Source organism: Granulicella cerasi (genome assembly GCF_025685575.1).
Taxonomy (GTDB): Bacteria; Acidobacteriota; Terriglobia; order Terriglobales; family Acidobacteriaceae; genus Granulicella; species Granulicella cerasi.
This window is the reverse complement of record NZ_JAGSYD010000006.1, coordinates 82,105-103,158: the sequence shown is the minus strand read 5'-3', so window position 1 is coordinate 103,158 and position 21,054 is coordinate 82,105. Positions and strand designations below refer to the sequence as shown.

Here is a 21,054-nt window from a genome sequence, read left to right as displayed (position 1 = left end):
CGTGGGTTCGCAGGATGCATCCGGGAAGCAGGAAATCTACTTCCCACCCGCTCTCCGACTTACCGTCGCAACGCTTCCTGCGTCTGCGCATTGTGAATGTGGCAGATCGCAATCGCGAGCGCATCACAGGCGTCGAACGGCTCCGGCGCCACCGCAAGCTCGAGCAGCCTCGTCACCATGTACTGCACCTGCTCCTTCTTCGCCAGCCCGTAGCCCACCACGGCGCTCTTCACCGCCAGCGGAGCATACTCGGCAATCGGCTTGCCGCAGTTGGCTGCAGCCAACAGAGCCACGCCACGCACCTGCCCCAGCTTCAGCGCCGACTTCGCATTCGCCGAGAAGAACACATCCTCGATCGCCACCACCTCCGGCGACCACTCGGCGATCAACGTCATCAGCTCGGCGTACACCTGCGCAAGCCGTGTATGCGTGCGGTCTTTCTTGTTGAGCTTGACCGCGCCGGCGCAAAGATACTTCAGCTTCGGCGTGCGCGCGCGCTCATCTACCTCGACTACGCCGTAGCCGGTGAACTCCGTTCCGCAATCAATCCCAAAGACACGCATCGCTAGAGCCAGTCTACGTCGCCCGCCGGGTACAATCATCCACGGACACTTCCGGGATCAGACGCGACCGACTTGAAGCCTTCAACCCATCTGGTTTTCGCCCTTGCGCTGGCTACTCTGCCAGCCGCCGGACGCGCGCAAAAAACCGCCACGCCGCAGACCCCGGCGACGCTGACTCCCGAGCAAATCCGCGAGCTGCACGCCCCGCGCGAAGCCGCTCCGCTCGTGCATCCGCTGGCGAAAAAGCCGACAACGACCACGCCAGCGACGACGAGTACCGCGCCAAAAGCAGCAGCCTCACCCACGGCCGCTAAGCCAGCGGCTGCAAAGCCCATCGTCGCGGCCGGCGCCCCCGCCGCGAAGGCGCAAGCCGAAAAGCCGCAAGCCGCAAAGCCGCAAGCCGCAAAGCCACAAGCGACAACGCCGCAAGTGACGACGCCAGCCGTCATCCCTGCACCTGCGGCGAAGCCCGTCGCCGCGAAGCCCACAGCGCCACCACAACCTGTCGGCCCGCCGCCAACCATCTTCGCGCCGTTCAACCGAAGCGCCATTGTGCTCGATGCCTCGCATGGCGGTCAGGACGTCGGAGCGCGTCTCGCCGACAACCTGCTCGAGAAAGACGTCACGCTCGCCTTCGCACAACGACTGCGCTCGCTGCTGCAGGCCCGCGGCTTCACCGTCGTTCTCACCCGCGAAAGCGATTCGCTGACCACGGACACGAACCCCGCGCCTCTCACGCTCGACAGCCGCGCGGGCATCGCGAACCACGCACGCCCTGCGGCCTGCCTGCTGCTGCACGCTACCGGCTCCGGCCACGGTATGCACCTCTACACCTCGGAGCTCGCGCCCACCAACGGCGAGCTGCCCACGCCGCAATGGCTCACCGCGCAGTCCGCCTGGGTGTCGCAGAGCAAGACGCTGGCCGACAACTTCAAGGAATCGCTGACGCGCGCCAAGGTGCCGCTCGTCGAGTCCACCGCGAGCATCCGCCCCGTCGATTCGCTCACCTGCCCCGCAGTGGTTCTTGAGCTCGCGCCGAAGTCCACCGGCGACGCCGCCTCCATCTCCGACTCCGAGTATCAGCAACGCGTTGCTGAATCCGTCGCCGGGGTCCTGACGCTCTGGCGCAATCAGGTGCAGCCGCCCGCGCACCTCAACCCCGAGCCCACGCTCAGCAAAGGGCTGGTGTCGCAATGATCAGCCGCCATCAACGCATCCTTTTCTGGCTGCTCGTGCTCGCCATCTTTGGCATGGGCGCCTGGCTGTGGCACGTGCATCAGCGTGAACGCGATCGCATGCACGCCATCGCCAATGACAACACGCCGCTTGACGCGCCCTACTCCGGCTCCGAGTCCATCACCTTCGCGCTCGCCGACGACGAAGGCGGCACCATCACCAACACGCCGCGCATGATCGCGATGCCGACCGAAGTTACCGCTCGCGCTCGCGCACTGCTCGACGACCTCGTCAACATCTACTCGCAGCCTGCGTCCAAGCATCCGTTGCCCTCGGGCGTCGCCGTGGACGGCGTCTTCCTCATCCCGCTGCCGGTCGTCGGCCACGCGCTTGATCCCAAGGCTCCCGCGTCGCCCACCGGCGAGCATGACGCCACGATGCTCGTTCCCGCCGCGCCCGATTCCCCGCGCGCCGAAAACCCCGGCGGTGTTCTCGCGGTCATCAACCTGCGCAGCCAGTTCGTGAACTCGCATCCATCGGGTGTTGAGGTCGAAAATCTCACGCTGCTCTCGATCCTCGGCACTCTCCACGCCAACATCCCGCAGATCGAACAGGTGCGCTTCCTCGTCGACGGCCAGCCTCGCGAAACACTCGCAGGCCACGTGGACATGCTCCGCCAATACCCCACGCGCGACACCGCTTCGACGCCTGCCCCGGAAAACTAAGCATGTCTCCACGCACCACCATTGGCGTCTTCGACTCCGGCTTCGGCGGCCTCACCGTTTTGCGCGCTCTGCTGCCGCTCGTGCCGAACGCCCACTACATCTACCTCGGCGACACCGCACGTCTGCCCTACGGCGCCAAATCGCAGACCACCATCGCGCGCTATGCCGTAGAGAGCGCAAAGTTCCTCGAGGACAATGGCGCTGATCGCCTCGTCATCGCCTGCAACACCGCCACCGCGCTCGCTCTGCCCGACATCACCGACCACGTCGGCATCCCCGTCACGGGCGTCATCGCGCCCGGCGCACAGGCGGCTCTCGCAGCGGCGACGAACACGGACATCCTCGTCCTCGCCACCGCCGCCACCGTCGCCTCGCACGCTTACCGCGACGTCGCCGCGACCTTCGGCCTGCAAGCCCACGAGAAGGCCTGCCCGCTCCTCGTACCGCTGGTCGAAGAAGGCTGGACACAACACCCCGTCCTCTTCGACGTCCTCCGGATCTACCTGCGCGAAGCCCTCGACGAGATGCGCGCGCTCGGCCAGACGCCTTCGGCGGTTCTACTCGGCTGCACGCACTATCCGCTCATCGCCGGCCCCGTCGCCGAACTCCTCCGCGAACTCGGCTCCGACGCCAGGGTCGTAGACTCTGCCGACGCCACAGCCCGCGCGGTCACGGCAGCGATGAACCTGCCAGCCGCCACCACGACCGCCGACGCCACCTTCAACTGCTACGCCACCGACTCCGTCGAAAAATTCGCTCGCCTCGGCAGCCTCTTCCTCCAGCGCGAGATCGCCGAAGTGCAACTGCTCGACCTCGGCGGCTAAGAGGCGTCGGCCCAAGGGCTAAGGCCCCGGGTCCATAAAGCAACACCCACAGTGTCCGCCACCGCCAGATACCCACAACTCTGCCTACACCCTGAGCCCTAAACCCTATACCCTTGCCCTTATGCCTTACCTGTTGAAGTCCGAACCGGACAAGTACTCCTACGACGATCTGCTCCGCGATGGCGAAACCATCTGGGACGGCATCAAGAACCCGCAGGCGCTCATCACGCTCCGCAACATGAAAAAGGGCGAGAAGGCGATCATCTACCACTCGAACGTCGGCAAAGCCGCCATCGGCACCGCGACCGTCGTCAGCGTAGAGATCGACCCCGCGGACGGGAAAACGCCGCTCGTGAAGCTGAAGGCCGGCAAGCGCCTGAAGCGCGAAAAGCCGCTCGCCGAAATCCGTGACGCCGGCGTCTTCCAGGGCTCCATCATGTTCCGCCAGTTCCGCCTGTCGGTCGTGCCGCTCACGGATGAGCAGTACGACTGGCTGATCCACGGCTAAAAGAGAGGGTTTAGGGGATAGGTTTTAGGGTTGAGCGAGGCCACGACGGCTTTTCGCTACCCACTAAACCCTATCCCCTACGCCCTCCAACCACGCCTCTCCCCGCAGCCAAAACTGCTAAACTGACTAAGTATGCCTCCTACCGTTCGCCGCCAATCCGTAACCGTCAACGTGGGCGGAGTCCGCGTCGGCTCTGCAGCTCCGGTCGTCGTGCAGTCGATGACCAATACTGACACCGCCGACGTCGAATCCACCGTCCAACAGATCGCCGCTCTCGCCCGTGCAGGCTCGGAGATCGTGCGCATCACGGTGAACAACGAGGAGGCCGCGCAGGCCGTCCCGCACATCGTCGAAGGCATCCGCGAAAAGGGCTGGGACACGCCCATCGTCGGCGACTTCCACTACAACGGCCACATCCTGCTGCGTAAGGTTCCCGAGTGCGCCCGCGCGCTTTCGAAGTACCGCATCAACCCCGGCAATGTTTCGATCGGACGCAAGGACGACGACAACTTCCGCACCATGGTCGAGTGCGCCGTCGAGTATCAGAAGCCCGTACGCATCGGCGTCAACTGGGGATCGCTCGACCAGGCCCTGCTCACCAAGATGATGGACGAAAACCAGAAGTCCGCCACGCCGAAGGACACCCGCGACGTGATGCTCGAGACCATGGTTCGCTCCGCGCTCGACAACGCCGAAGCCGCCGAGCGTTATGGCCTCCGCCGCGACCAGATCATCCTCTCCGCGAAGGTCTCGAACGTCCGCGACCTCATCGACGTGAACACTGAACTCGCGCGCCGCACCGATCACTCCATCCACCTCGGCCTCACCGAAGCAGGCATGGGCATGAAGGGCGTTGTGGCCTCGGCCGCTGGCCTCTCGCCGCTGCTGCTCGCAGGCATCGGCGACACCATCCGCGTTTCGCTCACGCCGGAGCCTGGCGCACCGCGCACCGAAGAAGTCCGCTGCGCCCAGCAAATCCTGCAGTCGCTTGCGATCCGCAGCTTCATGCCGCAGGTCACAAGCTGCCCCGGTTGCGGCCGCACCACGAGCACCTACTTCCAGGAACTCGCGCAGCGCATCCAGAACTACCTCGGCGAGTCTATGCCTGAGTGGAAGAAGCTCTACCCCGGCGTCGAAGAGCTCAAGCTCGCCGTCATGGGCTGCATCGTGAACGGCCCCGGCGAGTCCAAGCATGCCAACATCGGCATCTCGCTCCCCGGCACCTTCGAAGAACCCAAGGCCCCGGTCTACATCGACGGCAAGCTCGCGATGACGCTCAAGGGCGATCACATCGTCGAAGAGTTCCAGGTCATCCTCGACGAGTACGTCCAGAAGCGCTACGGCAAGCAACTCGTCGAAGCCTAGTCTGATCACGTAAAACTGAATCGCTGGCCGCTGAATGAACCTTCATTCAGCGAAAGACAAAGCGGAAGAGTCGCCCAACGGCAGACTCTTCCGCTTTTCTCTTTTTCGCAGAACTTTCTTGCATCCAAACCTACCAGTAGGTAGTCTGACGTGTATGGAAGGCGATACCGCAAAACGCATCATTCAGGTGGCCCACGATCTGCTCGCTGAGCGCGGCTTCTCCGCATTCAGCTTTGCCGACATCGCTGAAGCTGTCGGCATCCGCAAAGCCAGTATCCATCACCACTTCCCGACCAAGACCGCACTGGTGGTCACGGTACTCGAACAGCATCGCCAGCGCATGGAAGAGGGCCACGCGGCACTGGATCAGCACTTCGCCTCCCCTGCAGAACGCCTGCAGAAGTACGTCGCCCACTGGGAAGTCTGCATTCGCAAGCAGACTGAACCGATCTGCATCGCCGCACTCCTCGGAGCAGAACTCCCAGGCCTTCCCGAAGAGGTACAGGCAGCCGTCGGCGAACACTTCAAGTGTCTCCGCCAATGGATCTCGAAGAACCTGAAGCTAGGCACCAGGCAAGAAATCTTCAAGCTGCAGGACTCCGCCGATATCGAAGCCGAGATGCTCATGGCCTCGGTGCATGGCGCGATGATCACAGCCCGCGTCAACCACTCGAGCACACTCTTCCGCCAACTCACACAGAGCGCACTCCGTCGTATCACTCAGTCTTAAAAACACCCCAGATCAAGGCGCGTTTCTGCGTATCTCAAGCATCTACCTACTAGAAGATAGGACTCTCGAATGAACACCATCGCCCTCAAACAACTCCGTAATCTCTATCTCACGCGCACCATGGTGCAGCTGCTCTGGGCTGCCGTCATCATCCGCTCCGCGAGCACAAACTTCGCGCTGGGTGCGGCTTTGATGATCGCTTACCCGCTTTGGGACGTCGCCTGCACACTCTACGACCTCAAGCGCGCCAGCAGCCAGAGCTCCACCTCCACGCTCATCGTGAACGTCATCGCCGGCGTCCTCACCGCCATCGGCATCGGGCTCACAGCTTTCAACCATCCTGCATACGCGGTCGCGATCTTCGGCGCATGGGCATTGGCAGCGGGACTGTTGCAACTCGCCGTCGGCATCCTTCGCCGCAAAACCTCGGGCGGCCAGTGGCCGATGATCCTCTCCGGCGCGCAGTCCGGCATCGCGGGCGTGAGCTTCATCCTCGGCGGCCTGCACGAGAAGCTGCACTACAAGGACATCGGCGGCTACGCGATCTTCGGCGCGGCGTACTTCGCGCTCAGCGCCATCTTCCTCAGCCGCAGCATCCAGCGGGAACTCGCACAGCAGTAGCCAAAGCGAAGAAGCGGCCATCACGGCCGCTTCTTCGTTTGTCCTTTCACGCGATCGACGAATATACGCAGCCCCGAGGGCTTTTCGCGTCGCAGGCGATCGCGCAGCTCCGCCGATTCCCTCTCCCAGCGAAACGGGCTATTCTGCGCACGCAACTCCGCCAGCGGATAGAACGTGCCGCGCCACACCACACCCCGCCGCCAGACCACAGCGAGCATCGAGCGCAACATCGCCCAGATCATCGCCGCCGCTCCCACCGGGTACGCCCAACCGAAGCGCGCACTGATCTTCGTAATGCGCCCCATCACGCTATACGCCACCGACAGCGACAGCAGCACCAGCAGGCTTGGCAGCAGCGTTCGCACCCAGAAGAGCCCCGTGATCGGCACAAGGAAGAACAAGGCGATCCACGCGCAGCCACCGAGCAGCAGCAGCGGACGAAAATTCACGCCCGAGAAAAGGTTCTTCGTCATCACGCGCACGATGCCGCCCATCCCCTTCGCCCAGTGCACCAGCACCATGCCGGGCGCGAACGCCACGCGCTGCCGCATGCCCGCGGCCTTGAAGCGCCGACCGACCGTCACGTCCTCGAGCACCACCATGCGCTGCGGCAGCCACCCGCCAAGCTCTTCGAACGCACTGCGCCGCATCAGGTTGAACGCGCCCACACCTGCCACATCGCGCCGCGCCTTCGGATCTGCAACCTTCCACGGCCGCACCGCCCACATCGCCATCACCGGGAAGAAGCTCATCACGACGCTTTCACCAAAGCCCTTCACAACCGGCGTCGGCAGCACCACGAGATGGTCCGCATCACTTGCTTCGATGTACGCCAGTGCACGCCACAAGATCGACGGCGAAAACAGAATGTCAGCGTCTGTGCAGAGGACGTACTCAGCATCGCGACAGTGCTGCATGCCGACCTCAAGCGCCCAGGTCTTGCCCAGCCACCCCTCGGGGAGCTCAGCAATGTGGATCGCCTCGAAGCGCTCCGGCCACTGCGCCGCAAACTCATCCGCGATCGCGCCTGTGCCGTCGGTCGAGCGATCATCGACGACGATCACGCGCAAATACGGGTACTCCTGCATGCGCAGCGTCTCAAGCGTCTCCCGTAGATTTGCCTCTTCGTCCTTCGCAGGCACGATCACCGCGAGCGAGGGCAGCCGTGCTGGCCCTATCTCCCAGTCTGACGAAGCCAGGTCCGGCACTTCATCGATATGCCAGACGAGGTTGGCCGCGCGATGCATCCACGCTGCGCAAACTCCATAAGCAAGCCACTCCAGCGCGCTGCGCCCACCTTCGCCAAGTTGCGGAAGCGTCAAGCGGTCGCCTCAACGTTGTGGTGCAGTTCCGGCGCATAGCGCGCGCCGTACGTGAAGATAATGCCGCCCACGAGCATCGAGACCAGCGTGACCGCAAGGCCGAGTCGCAGGTTCGTATGCTGGCTCACCGCGCCAATCACCCACGACGACGGCATATCGCCAAACACATGCAGCGCAAACAGCTGTCCGGCCATGGCAGCCGAGCGCAGGTTCGCAGGCACCGCGTTCAGTGTCGCCGCGTTTACCGGACCTGTGCCAAGAAAGATGAAGAACACCGCTACACCCAGCATCGGTAACGTCCAGCCCTTCGGCCCGAAGAAGCACAGCACCGAGAACGGCAACGCCAGCAACGCGCTCAGCGCGGGCACATAGTACAAAGCCTTGCCCGTCTTCTTCGTCCACTGCCCCGCGAGCAATCCACCAACAATCGTGCCGCCCAGACCGCACACCACGGTGATTGTACCCATGATCGTGCCCGCCGCACCCATCTCGCGACCGTCAAAGCGCTGCAGGAACGTCGGCATCCACACCGAGATGCCACCCAGCGCAAACGTCACCGCTGCGTAGCCGAGGATCGCCGTCAGATACGCGCCGTTCTTGATCAGCGAAGCGGCACTTGCCTTATCCACGCTATGCGACTCCGTCTTGGCCACACGCTGCGGCTCACGCATGAAGACTAGAATCAGCAGCGCGACCAACACCCCCGGCACAGCGCTCGCGATAAACGCCATACGCCAGCCGTGCGTCTGCGCAATGTTGCCCCCGGCAAGAAAACCCAACGCAGAACCCACAGGAATCGCCACGTTAAAGATCGTCAGTGCGCCGTTGCGACGGTCTTCTGCATAGAAATCGGCAATCAGTGCGGGGGCAAAAATTCCGAAGCATGCCTCGCCTACACCCAACGCCATGTGCCGCACGTTAAGTTCCCAGAATCCTGTCACATGCGCGGTCAGGAAATTCATCCCCGCAATCGCCAGCGCACAGATAACGATCATCGGCTTACGCGGGAAGCGATCGCCGAGCCAGCCCGTCACCGGCGACGCGCACACATACGCGACAAAGAAGAAGAACGTCAGCGAACCGATACGCTCGTCCGTCAGGTGAAACTCGTTCTTCACCTGCTCCTGCACCGCAGGCAGAATGTAGCGGTCGAGGTAGTTGACGAAGTTCATCGCCGTCAGCAACGTCAGCGCGACAATCGCGCCCTTGGCCGTACCGGATTGCGTTTCAGGCTTCTTGATCTCGGACATACTCACCTAGGATGCGCCCTCGCCCCATTCATAGCGAAACAAGTTTGCAATCGTGCTGTCAGCGCCTTCCTTCGAAATCGCTTCACGCACGAGACTCACCGTAACAAAGTCAATGTGCCGACTTATCCAAACGCAAAGGCCGTTATAGCCAAACATGAAGACAGTCCCCATGAAAAGCGTGATAAATCCCTGAAAGAGACTGAACCCCAGTTCATTATGCTGCCGTAAAGAACTTACGAGAAAGTATGGCGCGCAGAGCACAGCCAGTGCAAAGTAGATCCCACTGAAACATCGAATGGGTAACATGACCGCAAGTTCTCCGCGCAATACGGTGCCGCCATCCGCTTGAGGTATCAACTCAAACGCCAACACACGTGAAGGGTAAGCGAAAGACGAAAGCGAAAAGCGTACTCGCCCCGCAAGCTCGTGCACCTGTCCGACCAGAGGCCGTCCTGCAACCTTCCGATTCGATCGACGTCGCGTGAGCAGCGACAGTGACGCCGCACACTCTTCTGGCGAACGCGTAGAGCGCAGATCTACCCACCGTGGATAGCGAGCCCAATTCGAAAAGCTTAACCAGCGCGGCGAGAACATGGCATTGAGCATACCAGCGCAATGCGGCTACATCCCCCGCGCCATGCGCCCCACGATCCCCTTCACGATAATCTCCAACTGCGACTTCTCGCGATAATCCGCCGGAGCCACAAAGTCCACGCGGCGGTCCGCAATCAGCCGATGCACCTTGCTCATATCGCGGTCCGTGCGGCTCGGGTCATACACCGCCACGGAATGCCCGCCCTTGTCCGTCACCGTGCGCATTGTCGGAATGTCCGTGTCGCCGTCGCCAAGAAAAATCATTCGCTCAAACGGAATCGGTCGCTCGCTCTCCGCCGTGAACGCGTTCAGCTTGTCGTTGTCCCAGTGGTTTGAGATGCCCTTGTTGATGCGGAAGACATACTGCGTCTTGGTCGTGTAGTTGATCGCGACTCCCGGCCAGGCGGCCTCGCCATCCTCGTAGATAAACTTCGAGGCAAACACCTTCTCGAACGCATCGGCAATCGGGCAGCCAAGGATCATCTCCTCGATGCCCGACGACAGGATGTAGTGCTCCAGCGCAATGCCTTGCTGCGCGGCGAACGCGTTGATCCGCTCGAACCATACCTTGCCCGCAAGCCCTGGAAACAGCGGCGCGTTCTCGCCATGATGACGCAACGCCTCCTTCGTCACGGCAAGCCCGGCAAGCCGCGCCTTCTCCAGCATCAGGTGCATGTACGTCAGAATCTCGTCTGCATCCTCGGCCTGCTTGCGCGCCTTCACCTCGGCCCAGAAGGCTTCCTTTGTCATGCCGACCTCGGGAATGAAGCTGCGTTCCTGCAGATTGCCCTCGGCCAACGTGCCATCGAAGTCATAGATCATCGCCGCGCGCTTCAACTCACTCACCATCGTTCTCCTCGTCGCTCCCATCATTCTCGCAAAGAAAAACGGCGACCCGAAGGCCGCCGTTCTTGCCGCTCAAAACTAGTTTCGCTTGTTCAGCGTCGGACGATCATCATCCTTCGTGCTCGTCGAGTCCGTCGAATTCGGATCATTGTTGCTTCCGCCCACGCGACGCAGCGTCGGCTTGCCCGGCTTGTCCTTGCTGCCCAGGCCGCGCTTGTTCTGGATGCGCGCCAACCGCGCCTTCACCGTGTCGAATTCGCTCGTCGTCACCAGATAATCCGGACGCGACGGCAGCAGCGTGGCGATTTCATCCTCCACGTTGTCGATGCGGTCCGGAGTCGCCGGATGATCGCTGAACGCCTTCGAGAGCGCGCCGGGCTTGTGCTTCTCCAGCGCATCCAGCTTTTCGAAGATCGTCACCATGCCCTGCGGATCGTAGCCTGCCTTGTACGCATACTGCACGCCGAGGAAGTCCGCCTCCGTCTCATACACGCGCGAAAACTTGAGGAAGGTCATCGGGATCGCCAACTGCGACGCCTCGTAGATGCCGTAGCCCGTCCACGTGCCCTGCGTGAAGATCATCAGCGGAATCGAGCCGATCTGGAAGTAGTTCATCGTCGTCATCTGGCGCGCCGCATGGTGCGCGGCCACATGCGCGATCTCATGCGCCATCACGCCAGCCAACTCATCTTCCGAGTCGCACGCGAGAATCAAGCCTGAGTTGACGTAGAAAAACCCGCCCGGCAGCGCCATCGCATTGATCTCGTCGGTGTCCAGCACCTTGATCGTGAACGGCACCTTCGCATCGGAGTTCTTCACGATGTTCTGGCCGACGCGGTTCACATACTCGACCACGACCGGGTCTGTCACCAGATGCGAGCTCTTCTCGAGTTCCATCGAGTACTGCTTGCCGACGCCGATCTCCCAGTTCGTCGAGTACCAGTTACCCAGGCCGCGCTTGCCGATATTGCGCTGGCCCACGGCGTTCACATCTTCCTCGGTCCCCTTCTTGATGTCCGTCGCCATTGCCTCGCCCGGCGATGCAATCTCATCCGGGGTGCGTGGCTGCTTCACCTTCGCATCGGCAGCTTTCTTGTCCTTAGTCTTATCGTCCGTCTTCTTGTCCGCCGGCGTAGCATCCGGCTTCTTATCGGCGGGCGTCTGCGCGGCTGGCACGGGATCTTGCGCAGGAGCGGGCGTGGTCGGCGTCTGCGCGAAGGTCGCGCTCGTGCCGAGGACGAGGAGTGAAGCCAATGTGAGTGCGCGCATGGTGTGGGGCTCCCAGGGCTTCATCCTACAGCGGACGCAGTATCCCTTACCAACTTAGACGTGGCGCATACCCGTTCGGTTCCAGCCGCCCCTTCACCGCATCCAATGCCTGTATGAACTCGCCGGACGACATCAAACTTATGCTCGGCCATCCGCCCGCGGAGCCTCGCACGCTCGCCGTCATTGGCCTCTCCGCCGATCCAATGAAGCCCTCGCACTCGGTCTCGGCCTATATGCAGCGCAACGGCTACCGCATCCTTCCAGTGAATCCGGCTGCTCTGCTTGAAGCTCCCAACGCCACCATCCTCGGCGAGCCGGTATATGCCTCCCTCGCCGATCTGCCTGTGAAGCCGGATGTGGTCAACGTCTTCCGCCTGCCGAAGTTCATTCCCGCCATCGTGGACGAGATGATCGCCCTCGGTCTGCCCAACCTCTGGGTACAGCTTCGCCTGCGCCACGACGAGGCCGCCGCCAGGGCCGAAGCGGCCGGCATCCGCGTAGTCATGGACCGCTGCATCCTCATCGAACATAGCCGTCTCGGGCTGTAAAACCGCGCCTCGTACCCCATACAATATCCAGTGATGAACACCCGCCCATACCGCCTGCTTCAGAGCCTTCTGCTGGCCTTCGCCTGCATGTTTTTCGCCGTCAGCGCTACCGCTCAGATTCAGGAAGTCGGCGACGGCACCGCGGGTCCGTTCAAGGCCGAGCACCTTACTGCGGAGCTCGTCACACTCAGCCCGCAGGTGGCTGCAGGCGACCACGTCACCATCGGCCTGCTGCTCACGCTCGAAGAAAAGTGGCATGTGTACTGGGTCAACGCGGGCGACTCCGGCGAACCACCCAGCGTGAAATGGACTCTGCCTAAGGGCATCACGGCCGGCCCCATGCAGTTCCCGCCACCGCAGCGGCTGCCGCTCGGGCCCTTCATGGACTACGGCTACGAGGATCAGGTCGCCTTCCCCATCCAGATCGACGCCGCCCAGACACTGAAGCCCGGCAAGGTGCACCTCGACGCCCACGTCAACTGGATCGTCTGCTCCGACCGCTGCATCCCCGGCAAAGCCCACCTCGGCCTGGACCTGAACATCGTCAAGGGCCCGTTGCCTGCACCACCGGTCGTTGGCGCGCTTGGCCAGGCCATCGGCTGGCTGCCTAAGCCGCTCCCGGCCGACGAAAAGCTGATGGCCGTCTATGACGGCAAGATGCTCGCGCTCACCCTTACCGGCGACGACCGCGAGACCGACGCCGAGTTCTACCCCTTCGACAAGGAAGTCATCGCCAACGCCGCCGACCAGATCGTCGAGCCGCTCGACGACGGCGTCCGCCTGCGGCTCGAGCGCGCCGAAGATCTCGACCACGCCGGGCAATACGCCCCCCTGCCCGCCATGCTCCACGGCCTGCTGAAGATCGGCAAGGGCGACGACGCCGACACCTACGAGTTCACGATTCCCGTCGCGAAGGGCGCTGTTCCGCCGCTATCGCTCGCGTCCAAGAAGGCGCTGCCCGCGAACGTCAAACCCGGCACGGCGGACATCACCGTCTTCTCTGCCCTGGCGCTTGCGTTCCTCGGGGGCATCATCCTCAACCTGATGCCCTGCGTCTTCCCGGTGCTTTTCCTCAAGGGCCTCGCGCTAGTCAACACCGGCTCGCAGGACCGCAGGCACCAGCGGTTGAGCGGCCTTATCTACACGCTCGGCATCCTCGTCTCGTTCTGGATCATCGTCGGCACGCTCCTCGCGTTGCGCCAGGGCGGCCAGCAGCTCGGCTGGGGCTTCCAGCTGCAGTCGCCGGGCTTCGTCGCCATCCTCGCGATGCTCATGTTCTTCCTCGCGCTCTCGCTCGCAGGACAGTTCGAGCTCGGCCTTTCGCTCACCTCCGCCGGCAACAACCTCGCCAACAAGCAGGGTCACTCCGGCAGTTTCTTCACCGGCATGTTGGCGGTCGTCGCAGCAACGCCATGCATGGGTCCGCTCATGGGCGCTGCGGTGGGCTTCGCGCTCGCGCAACCGGCGTGGGTGACCTTCGCCGTCTTCACCGCACTCGCACTCGGCCTCGCGCTGCCCTATCTCATCCTCAGCATGAACCCGCAGTGGACGAGCATCCTGCCCAAGCCTGGCGCGTGGATGGAGACGCTCAAGCAACTCACCGCCGTGCCGCTCTTCGCCACGGCGATCTGGCTGACGTGGGTCTACGGCAAGCTCTACGCCGCTGACGGCGTCGACCGCTCCGCCATGCTGCTCACGGCGTTCCTCGTGCTCGCGATCGCTGGCTGGGCGCTTGGCAAATGGCCCGCCAAGTGGGGTTCGGCGATCGCCGCGATCATCCTGATCGTGCTCGCCATCATCCTCCCGCTGCGCAAGCCCAAGGTCGATACCCTCACCTGGAAGCCGTGGACGCCCGACTCGCTCGCCGCCGCGCGAGCCACCGGCCACCCCGTCTTCGTGGACTACACCGCCGCCTGGTGCCTCAGCTGCCAGGTCAATGAGCGCGCCGTGCTCCGCAGCGACGACATCATCAAGCAACTCGGCGATCAGCACGTTGAATTGCTCAAGGCCGACTGGACCAACTACGACTCAGCGATCACGCAGTCGCTCTCGTCCGTAGGCCGCTCCGGCGTGCCTACCTACGTCATCTACCCGCCGGGCGAGAAGTCGAATCCCGACGTCCTCCCCGAGCTACTGACCAAGGACATCGTCAGCAAAGCGATCGAACGCGACTCGAAGGCACCGGACGCCAAGTGAGGGTGTAGGGTCTAGGGTATAGGGTTTAGAAAACTCGCCGCTCAAGACCCGCGACTCGCAACTCGAACGAAACGAAGTCTCCTGACGAGCTACAGCTCCGCTCCACCCTAGACCCTCTTATGAAACTCACCCCGAAATTCCTGCTCTCCGCGATGGCGCCCGAGCACTTCCCCACCGAAGCGAAGACCAACCACGCCCCGGAGGTCGCTTTCCTCGGACGCTCGAACGTCGGCAAGAGCTCGCTGCTGAACAAGCTCGTCGGAGCCGCGACCGCAAAGGTCTCTTCCACCCCCGGCCGCACGCGCGCCATCAACTTCTTCGCCCTCCATGAAGGCGCGAAGGCCATGCCGTCGATCGTCTTCGCGGATCTCCCCGGTTACGGCTACGCCAAGATCTCGAAGTCGATCTCCGCCGAGTGGCCGAAGTTCATCGAGCCCTACATCAACGAGCGCGAAGAGCTCGCGCTCTGCCTCTGCCTTGTGGACACCAACATCCCCCCGCAGGAATCCGACACGATGCTCATTGAAGCGCTGCGCGACATGGGCCGACCGCATCTCGTTGTCGGTACCAAGGCTGACCGCCTCAGCAACAACCAGCTCGGAAAGTCTGTCGCTGCGCTCAAGAAGGCCCACGGCGAGGACCGCATCCTCACCGTCTCCAGCAAGAGCGACGCAGGGATCAAAGCCCTCTGGACAGAGATCTACGGCGTCCTGGAAGCCTAGCTCCAGCGAGCAAGACACAGGAGTCGTCAGCCCCAAAGGGGGGCTGCGTTTGCGTGCTTACAACACCCGCGACGAGTAGCTCAGCAACTCTGCCGAAGACAGCCACAGCACCCGCCGCTCGCGCGACGCCGAACGCTGATAACGCGCAATCCCCCGCACCCACGCGAACCGCGGATCCTCCGCGGCCAGCGTCAGCTCCATCGGGTGTTCGACGGCTTGCTCGTGCCAATCGCGCTCCAGGAGCCACGCCTTCAGCGTGTCCGTGGGACGCTCGCCTAGCTGCAAATGCTCGTTCGCAGGCACGCCCGTTGCGTTCACCGCCAGATCAGCCAGTACTCCGCGTTCGCCCATCTCCGACAGCGAAGGTGCCACCTCAGCGTTCAATGCCACGACCAGAGGACGCGCCTGCCGCAACTCATTCTTGAGCACGCGCAGCGCTTCATCCAGCGTGTTCACCACGAAGTCCACGCCGCCGTCGCGGTACTCCCCGCGCACGGCATCCTTGTCCGCATCGATCAGCAGACAGCATCCGCCAGCCAGCGCCGTAGCGGCCCCGAGACCGCTCGCCGCCGCGCCAGCGCCTGCCGACACCACGAGCTTGCCCACCCACGACGGCTCGCGCGACACAAGCTCGCCGTACATACGCAGAGTGCGTCGCTGCAGTTGAAACTCTTGACTCACGTCACACACCTTACAGAAACGACAAAAGCCCCGACAAGCGATCTCGCCGGGGCTTTGTCAGGTTTTGTCGTCGCGACTAGTCGTTGCCGTAGTAGTCGAGGCCGAGGTGCGTGATCAGGTCTTCACCCATCACGTGGCGCAGCGTGTTCTTCAGCTTCATGTTCTGGATGAACAGATCATGCTCGGGATAGACACCCGGAGCCGAATCCGGATCCTTGAAGTAGAAGCTCAACCACTCCTGGATACCCAGGTGCTTCAACGCCGGCGAACGCTGCGCGAGATCGAGGTACAGGCAGAGATCGAGTGCCAGCGGGGCCGCCAGAATCGAGTCACGGCAAAGGAAGTCGACCTTGATCTGCATCGGGTAACCGAGCCAACCGAAGATGTCGATGTTGTCCCAGCCTTCCTTGTTGTCGCCGCGCGGCGGATAGTAGTTGATACGCACCTTGTGGTACATATCGCCGTACAGATCCGGGTTCTTCTCCGGCTCGAAGATGTGCTCGAGCACGCCCAGCTTCGAGACTTCCTTCGTCTTGAAGTTGTCGGGATCGTCCAGCACTTCGCCGTCGCGGTTGCCGAGAATGTTCGTCGAGTACCAGCCCGAAACGCCGAGCTGACGCACCTTGAAGCCGGGCGCGAGCACGGTCTTGATGAACGTCTGGCCGGTCTTGAAGTCCTTACCGGCGATCGGAGCGCCCATCTTCTTCGACAGCTCCTGCAGCGCCGGAATGTCCACCGTCAGGTTCGGCGCACCGTTCGCGAACGGGATACCTTCCTTCAGCGCAGCCCAGGCGTACAGCATCGACGGCGAGATGTCCGGATGGTCCTCAACGAGGCCCTTCTCGAACGCCTCGAGCGTCTGGTGCACTTCCGACTGCTCGATGTAAATTTCGGTGGAACCGCACCAGATCATCACCTGACGATCGGTGCCCGACTTTGCGCGGAACTCCGCGATGTCGTTGCGGATCTGGTTGGCCAGGTCGCACTTGTTCTTGCCCACCTTCTGGAACTTCGGATCGAGGCGCTTTACCCAGCGCTGATCGAATGCTGCCGGCATCGGCTCGATCGACGAAAGGAAGTCCTTCATCGAATCCAGCTGATCGCGGTCCAGCACGCCAGCGGTCTTGGCTGCGTCATAGAGATTGCCGCCAAAAATATCCCAGCCGGTGAAGACGATGTCTTCAAGCGGAGCCAGGGGAACGAAGTCCTTGATGAGCGGCGAACGGTCATCGGTGCGCTTGCCCAGGCGGATGGTGCCCATCTGCGACATGGAGCCAAACGGCTTGGCGAAACCACGGCGAACGGCCTCTACACCTGCGATGAGCGTGGTCGCCACAGCGCCCATACCCGGAATCATGATGCCCAGCTTGCCCTTGTGCGGGGTGATGCTCGCTGCGCCAGTCTGCGCTGCGTCAGAAGTCGACATTGCTAAAACTTACCCTTCTACCTGCATTGTTCCGTAGCGAATTGCGGACGCTATAGTATCTCTCTTCCCACAAGCGGGATGCAACCGCACAGCCATTCTGTGGAAACTTCCCTGTGGAAGACGGCCGTTATTCGTCCGTACGGACGCGGTTCTTCCAGTGCGTCCACACAAACCACACGAATCCGACGACGATCACGACTTCCACGCCCAGTTGGAAGCGATGGAAGACCGCCTTGAAGTGTGGGTTCGTGTCCCAGCTCGCGCCCAGCTTCATGCCGATGTACGCCAGCGCAAAGCACCACGGCCATGAGCCGATGAACGTATAGAGGTGAAAGCGAACCTGGTTCATACGCGCAATGCCCGCCGGAAAGGCGATGAACGTGCGCACGATCGGCAACATGCGGCCGATCAGCACAGCCAGCGAGCCGAACTTCGCGAAGAACTTGTCCGCCAGATCCAGGTCATGGCGATTGAGCAGAATGTAGCGGCCAAACTTCTCGATCATCGGTCGACCACCGTTCGCGCCAAGGTAGTACGCGGGGATCGAGCCGAGGTTTGAAGCCAGCGATGCGATCGTCGCCAGTATCACGAGATCCAGCATCGAGTGGCCGAGCTTGTAGCCCGCAAACGGCATGATGACTTCACTGGGAATGGGAATGCAGGCAGACTGCAACGCCATCAGCAGGAAGACAACGACGTAGGCGCTGGTGGCGGAAAGTCCCAGCAGAAGGGCGGATAGCTTGGCGATCATTCCCGCAAGTATACCGTTGCTCTACACCGTCGCTTATGAAAACCGGGTGCCCCACGTCTGGGTCCTTCCAGACACGGGTCTCAGAATGCATCAGGACAACTCGACATTCTGGCTCCCACATCTGCGCCAGAAGCCGCGCCGATATGGGGCACCCGGCTTCAATGACTTATGCGAGCGTTCCTTCAAACCACTGTGATGCGTTCGCCGCAGGCACACGCACCGACAGGAAGAACTGCCCGAAGGACGCGTACACCGCGCTCACCTTGTCAAAACGCATCTCGTAGATCAGCTTCTTGAAGACGACCGGGTCTTCTGCGAAGAGGTCCACGCCCCATTCCCAGTCGTCGAGGCCGATCGAACCCGTGATGATCTGGCGTACAGAGTCCGCATACCGGCGGCCAATCAGACCATGCTCATGCATCATCGCGCGACGGTCACCCATCGGCTCTGCGTACCAGTTCACCTGCTCGCCGCGCTTGCGGTCCATCGGGTAGAAGCAGAGGTACTTCGCTGGCGGAATGCTCGGATACAGGCGCGAAGCGAGCGACGCAAACGTGCGCGCTGTCTTCTCCTTGATGCCAGCATTCCACTCCGGCGTGCCCGGCTCAAGCCCAGCTGCAGCCAACTCCGAGTAAATCTTCTCCGACGACTCATACAGTCCGAGCTCCACGACTGACAGATAGGAGCTCGTCACTTGCAGATACGGATAGATGCCGCTCTGCGCCAGCTCCAACTCCGCGCGGTTCAGTTCTTCGAGCGATTCGCGGAAGTGAATGAGCGTCAGATCACCCTTGTGGCCGATCTGCGAAAACAACGCCGACTGGTTCGGATGCCCTTCCGCAGAGCCGGCCTCCCAGCGACCAAGGATCTCGCTGAACTCGCTGGCAATCGCGGCACGTTCTGCAGCAGGAAGCTTCTTCCAGGCCGCCCAGTCAAAGCGAAACATCTGGTGCAACACGCTGGAACCTTCAAGAGTGATGGGTACTTGTGGCAATTCTGGCAAGACGATATCTCCGTTCAAGAAACATTATCCACCCGGTGTACTCGGAGCCCGCAAGCGAAAAGCCCTGCCGATATTCGGCAGGGCTTTCAGATACGCGAGCCACGATTACTGCTGCGGATACACCGGCACAACGATCGGCGCATCGAGAAAGCGAGAGAAGTTCGCAATCTTCATCCAGTACATGATCCACAACACCAGATACGCCACGAACGCGAGCGTCCCGAGGAACGGGATGACCATGCAACACGCAGCTACGCATGTTGCAATACCAAGCGTCTGCCCCAACTCAGGCTCCGGCGGATAAATACCACGCAAGGCAAACTCGTTGCGCAGCGACTGTGTCATCGCCATCACCATGAAGAAGTGAAAGACAATGTCGACCAGCGGGATCAGAAAGATCCAGAACATCATCGGCTCCATCGTCCGCGAGGTTGGCGCACACTTCGCCAACGCTTTCTGCAGCGTCAGAATGTAGAAAATTTTTGGCAACAGAAAGATGCCGAACACCACTAGAACGCCAAGCAGAATCATCGATGCAGCAAGGCCATGCGAGAAAGCCATATCGTCTCCTGAATTCCGGGTTGTTGAACTTTTCGAGATTGTGCCACGGACGCTGCGAGGCTCCAAGTACTGCTTTGCATCAGCTTCAAATTTCCTCGACGCACTGAAACTTACGCTAACCTTTCGACATGTCCACAGCTGAGCAGCACGGAGCAATCCAAGCCGAGCCGATGAAGAGCTCGTGGCTCGACAGATGGACGCGAGATTGGCAACGCAGCAGTCAATTCAGCAGAGCCTGGATGATCGTCTGCGCCGTCGGAATCACACTTCTCTGCATCCGAGCGACTATCGACAACGTTTCGGATCGACACTGGTCTGACATCGCACTCGAGCCTCTGGCCTTTGCATTGCTCCTTCTGCTAGAAGTCATCTGGCCGTTCCGCATCGCATCAGCCGCAAGACGCAAGGGCGGCAACTTCAACGCGTGGCTTGTCTGCGCAACGCTATTGAACGGCCTCCTCGTAGGCCTGGCGTATTACATCCGATATCGCGATCGTCCTATCCTGCAGGAGTCCGCATGAAAGCCAAGAAGTTAGCCCCACCGCAGAAATTGACGCCCGCGAAACGCAAGCTCGCCATTGAAGGCGTGCCCGCGGCGCGTGCGAAGAAGATCGCCGCAAGCGAACCTATCGCGCCCAAGATCAAGCGCGGCAAGACCGCCAAGCCGCTCGCACCTGCGCGCATCGCCGCCATTCTCGACGCGCTCGGCAAGACCTACCCCAACGTCGTCTGCGCGCTCACGCACCGCAACGCGTTTGAGCTGACCATCGCGACCGCGCTCTCCGCGCAGACCACCGACGTCACGGTCAATAAGGTCACGCCCGAGCTCTTCCGGCTCTTCCCTACACCGAAGAAACTTGCCGCCGCACCGCTCGGAGCTATCGAAGAGATCATTCATCCGACGGGCTTCTATCGTGCGAAGGCGAAGAACATCAAGGGCGCCGCGCAGGTGCTCGTGGACAAGTTTCACAGCGAAGTCCCGCAGACCATCGAAGAGCTGATCCAACTTCCCGGAGTCGCACGCAAAACCGCGAACGTCGTTCTCGGCTCATGGTTCGGCATCGCTTCCGGAGTTGTCGTAGACACGCACGTGCAGCGCATCTCACGTCGCCTCGAACTCACCAGGAACGAAGAGCCGGTGAAGATCGAGCAGGACCTCATGAAGGTCATCCCGCGCGACCGCTGGATCCAGTACTCGCACGAGGTCATTCACCACGGACGGCAGGTCTGCATCGCGCGTAAGCCCCGCTGCGCCGACTGCTCGCTCGAACACGAATGCAACTCGGCGGACAAGACGTGGTCTTCGCACTAGCGCGTCACAGATGCCGTCGCGTTCCTTAGCGACCTTCGCGCTCTTTGCGTCAGAAGTTCTT

Annotated in this window: 21 protein-coding genes; 11 read left to right on the top strand and 10 right to left on the bottom strand. The window is 61.9% G+C overall.

Annotated elements, in window-relative coordinates:
- Positions 1 to 59: 59 nt before the first annotated feature.
- A complete protein-coding gene (ruvC, locus tag OHL11_RS16720) occupies positions 60 to 563 on the bottom strand; it encodes a crossover junction endodeoxyribonuclease RuvC (RefSeq protein WP_263372685.1) in 504 nt (167 codons plus the stop codon).
- A 72-nt stretch (positions 564 to 635) separates the two neighbouring features.
- Here ruvC and OHL11_RS16715 point away from each other — a divergent pair, with 72 nt between their 5' ends.
- The 7 genes from OHL11_RS16715 (at position 636) to OHL11_RS16685 (ending at position 6,512) form a co-directional block, all read left to right on the top strand.
- On the top strand, positions 636 to 1,760 hold the full coding sequence (locus OHL11_RS16715; protein ID WP_263372684.1) for an N-acetylmuramoyl-L-alanine amidase family protein: 1,125 nt from the start codon (positions 636 to 638) through the stop codon (positions 1,758 to 1,760).
- Positions 1,757 to 2,464 carry a GerMN domain-containing protein gene (locus OHL11_RS16710; protein WP_263372683.1) on the top strand — a complete coding sequence of 236 codons (708 nt, stop codon included), beginning with the start codon at positions 1,757 to 1,759 and terminating at the stop codon, positions 2,462 to 2,464. Before OHL11_RS16715 ends, OHL11_RS16710 begins: the two co-directional genes overlap by 4 nt.
- Positions 2,465 to 2,466: 2 nt before the next feature.
- The gene (gene murI / locus OHL11_RS16705; protein ID WP_263372682.1) at positions 2,467 to 3,288 is read left to right on the top strand and encodes a glutamate racemase; all 822 of its coding nucleotides are present in this window, start codon (positions 2,467 to 2,469) and stop codon (positions 3,286 to 3,288) included.
- Between the two features lie 121 nt (positions 3,289 to 3,409).
- On the top strand, positions 3,410 to 3,796 hold the full coding sequence (locus tag OHL11_RS16700) for an EVE domain-containing protein (protein ID WP_263372681.1): 387 nt from the start codon (positions 3,410 to 3,412) through the stop codon (positions 3,794 to 3,796).
- Positions 3,797 to 3,928: 132 nt separating this feature from the next.
- Positions 3,929 to 5,161 carry a flavodoxin-dependent (E)-4-hydroxy-3-methylbut-2-enyl-diphosphate synthase gene (gene ispG, locus OHL11_RS16695; protein ID WP_263372680.1) on the top strand — a complete coding sequence of 411 codons (1,233 nt, stop codon included), beginning with the start codon at positions 3,929 to 3,931 and terminating at the stop codon, positions 5,159 to 5,161.
- 154 nt (positions 5,162 to 5,315) lie between these two features.
- The gene (locus OHL11_RS16690; RefSeq protein WP_263372679.1) at positions 5,316 to 5,891 is read left to right on the top strand and encodes a TetR/AcrR family transcriptional regulator; all 576 of its coding nucleotides are present in this window, start codon (positions 5,316 to 5,318) and stop codon (positions 5,889 to 5,891) included.
- 69 nt (positions 5,892 to 5,960) lie between these two features.
- A complete protein-coding gene (locus OHL11_RS16685) occupies positions 5,961 to 6,512 on the top strand; it encodes a hypothetical protein (protein ID WP_263372678.1) in 552 nt (183 codons plus the stop codon).
- A gap of 20 nt (positions 6,513 to 6,532) precedes the next feature.
- On the opposite strand, the gene OHL11_RS16680 is transcribed toward OHL11_RS16685, so the two are convergent.
- From OHL11_RS16680 to OHL11_RS16665, 4 genes are all read right to left on the bottom strand, one after another.
- Positions 6,533 to 7,834 (bottom strand): glycosyltransferase, encoded by a 1,302-nt coding sequence (locus tag OHL11_RS16680; protein ID WP_263372677.1) that lies wholly within the window; start codon positions 7,832 to 7,834, stop codon positions 6,533 to 6,535.
- Positions 7,831 to 9,084, bottom strand: coding sequence for a spinster family MFS transporter (locus OHL11_RS16675; RefSeq protein ID WP_263372676.1), 1,254 nt, complete (start codon positions 9,082 to 9,084; stop codon positions 7,831 to 7,833). The genes OHL11_RS16680 and OHL11_RS16675 overlap by 4 nt, the downstream gene beginning before the upstream one ends.
- 621 nt (positions 9,085 to 9,705) lie before the next feature.
- Complete coding sequence (locus OHL11_RS16670; RefSeq protein WP_396270007.1) at positions 9,706 to 10,527, bottom strand: haloacid dehalogenase-like hydrolase; 822 nt, start codon at positions 10,525 to 10,527, stop codon at positions 9,706 to 9,708.
- A gap of 75 nt (positions 10,528 to 10,602) precedes the next feature.
- Entirely contained in the window at positions 10,603 to 11,793 is a 1,191-nt protein-coding gene (locus OHL11_RS16665) for a M48 family metallopeptidase (protein ID WP_263372674.1), read from the bottom strand.
- A gap of 113 nt (positions 11,794 to 11,906) precedes the next feature.
- On the opposite strand from OHL11_RS16665, the gene OHL11_RS16660 reads away from it, so the two are divergent.
- The 3 genes from OHL11_RS16660 to yihA all read left to right on the top strand — a co-directional run bounded on the left by OHL11_RS16660 (position 11,907) and on the right by yihA (position 15,259).
- Complete coding sequence (locus tag OHL11_RS16660) at positions 11,907 to 12,341, top strand: CoA-binding protein (RefSeq protein ID WP_263372673.1); 435 nt, start codon at positions 11,907 to 11,909, stop codon at positions 12,339 to 12,341.
- A 33-nt stretch (positions 12,342 to 12,374) separates the two neighbouring features.
- Positions 12,375 to 14,537 carry a protein-disulfide reductase DsbD family protein gene (locus OHL11_RS16655; RefSeq protein ID WP_263372672.1) on the top strand — a complete coding sequence of 721 codons (2,163 nt, stop codon included), beginning with the start codon at positions 12,375 to 12,377 and terminating at the stop codon, positions 14,535 to 14,537.
- A gap of 119 nt (positions 14,538 to 14,656) precedes the next feature.
- Positions 14,657 to 15,259, top strand: coding sequence for a ribosome biogenesis GTP-binding protein YihA/YsxC (gene yihA / locus OHL11_RS16650; RefSeq protein WP_263372671.1), 603 nt, complete (start codon positions 14,657 to 14,659; stop codon positions 15,257 to 15,259).
- A gap of 57 nt (positions 15,260 to 15,316) precedes the next feature.
- On the opposite strand, the gene OHL11_RS16645 is transcribed toward yihA, so the two are convergent.
- The 5 genes from OHL11_RS16645 to OHL11_RS16625 form a co-directional block, all read right to left on the bottom strand.
- A complete protein-coding gene (locus tag OHL11_RS16645; RefSeq protein WP_263372670.1) occupies positions 15,317 to 15,940 on the bottom strand; it encodes a hypothetical protein in 624 nt (207 codons plus the stop codon).
- A 76-nt stretch (positions 15,941 to 16,016) separates the two neighbouring features.
- Positions 16,017 to 17,366, bottom strand: coding sequence for an inositol-3-phosphate synthase (locus tag OHL11_RS16640; protein ID WP_263372669.1), 1,350 nt, complete (start codon positions 17,364 to 17,366; stop codon positions 16,017 to 16,019).
- A 127-nt stretch (positions 17,367 to 17,493) separates the two neighbouring features.
- Positions 17,494 to 18,117 carry a DedA family protein gene (locus tag OHL11_RS16635; protein ID WP_263372668.1) on the bottom strand — a complete coding sequence of 208 codons (624 nt, stop codon included), beginning with the start codon at positions 18,115 to 18,117 and terminating at the stop codon, positions 17,494 to 17,496.
- 166 nt (positions 18,118 to 18,283) lie between these two features.
- Positions 18,284 to 19,120, bottom strand: coding sequence for a hydrogen peroxide-dependent heme synthase (gene hemQ / locus OHL11_RS16630; protein ID WP_263372667.1), 837 nt, complete (start codon positions 19,118 to 19,120; stop codon positions 18,284 to 18,286).
- A gap of 105 nt (positions 19,121 to 19,225) precedes the next feature.
- Positions 19,226 to 19,681, bottom strand: coding sequence for a hypothetical protein (locus tag OHL11_RS16625; RefSeq protein WP_263372666.1), 456 nt, complete (start codon positions 19,679 to 19,681; stop codon positions 19,226 to 19,228).
- A 517-nt stretch (positions 19,682 to 20,198) separates the two neighbouring features.
- On the opposite strand from OHL11_RS16625, the gene nth reads away from it, so the two are divergent.
- A complete protein-coding gene (gene nth, locus OHL11_RS16620) occupies positions 20,199 to 20,993 on the top strand; it encodes an endonuclease III (RefSeq protein ID WP_263372665.1) in 795 nt (264 codons plus the stop codon).
- The last annotated feature ends 61 nt before the right edge of the window (positions 20,994 to 21,054 follow it).

Excerpts from the sequence above, each read along its gene's own strand:
- OHL11_RS16675 (WP_263372676.1), bottom strand. The coding sequence starts at position 9,084 with ATGTCCGAGATCAAGAAGCCTGAAACGCAATCCGGTACGGCCAAGGGC.
- murI (WP_263372682.1), top strand. The coding sequence starts at position 2,467 with ATGTCTCCACGCACCACCATTGGCGTCTTCGACTCCGGCTTCGGCGGC.
- OHL11_RS16625 (WP_263372666.1), bottom strand. The coding sequence starts at position 19,681 with ATGGCTTTCTCGCATGGCCTTGCTGCATCGATGATTCTGCTTGGCGTT.
- OHL11_RS16635 (WP_263372668.1), bottom strand. The coding sequence starts at position 18,117 with ATGATCGCCAAGCTATCCGCCCTTCTGCTGGGACTTTCCGCCACCAGC.
- nth (WP_263372665.1), top strand. The coding sequence starts at position 20,199 with ATGAAAGCCAAGAAGTTAGCCCCACCGCAGAAATTGACGCCCGCGAAA.
- OHL11_RS16665 (WP_263372674.1), bottom strand. The coding sequence starts at position 11,793 with ATGCGCGCACTCACATTGGCTTCACTCCTCGTCCTCGGCACGAGCGCG.
- OHL11_RS16655 (WP_263372672.1), top strand. The coding sequence starts at position 12,375 with ATGAACACCCGCCCATACCGCCTGCTTCAGAGCCTTCTGCTGGCCTTC.
- OHL11_RS16670 (WP_396270007.1), bottom strand. The coding sequence starts at position 10,527 with ATGGTGAGTGAGTTGAAGCGCGCGGCGATGATCTATGACTTCGATGGC.
- OHL11_RS16710 (WP_263372683.1), top strand. The coding sequence starts at position 1,757 with ATGATCAGCCGCCATCAACGCATCCTTTTCTGGCTGCTCGTGCTCGCC.
- OHL11_RS16690 (WP_263372679.1), top strand. The coding sequence starts at position 5,316 with ATGGAAGGCGATACCGCAAAACGCATCATTCAGGTGGCCCACGATCTG.
- OHL11_RS16685 (WP_263372678.1), top strand. The coding sequence starts at position 5,961 with ATGAACACCATCGCCCTCAAACAACTCCGTAATCTCTATCTCACGCGC.
- OHL11_RS16700 (WP_263372681.1), top strand. The coding sequence starts at position 3,410 with ATGCCTTACCTGTTGAAGTCCGAACCGGACAAGTACTCCTACGACGAT.
- ispG (WP_263372680.1), top strand. The coding sequence starts at position 3,929 with ATGCCTCCTACCGTTCGCCGCCAATCCGTAACCGTCAACGTGGGCGGA.
- OHL11_RS16660 (WP_263372673.1), top strand. The coding sequence starts at position 11,907 with ATGAACTCGCCGGACGACATCAAACTTATGCTCGGCCATCCGCCCGCG.
- yihA (WP_263372671.1), top strand. The coding sequence starts at position 14,657 with ATGAAACTCACCCCGAAATTCCTGCTCTCCGCGATGGCGCCCGAGCAC.
- OHL11_RS16640 (WP_263372669.1), bottom strand. The coding sequence starts at position 17,366 with ATGTCGACTTCTGACGCAGCGCAGACTGGCGCAGCGAGCATCACCCCG.
- ruvC (WP_263372685.1), bottom strand. The coding sequence starts at position 563 with ATGCGTGTCTTTGGGATTGATTGCGGAACGGAGTTCACCGGCTACGGC.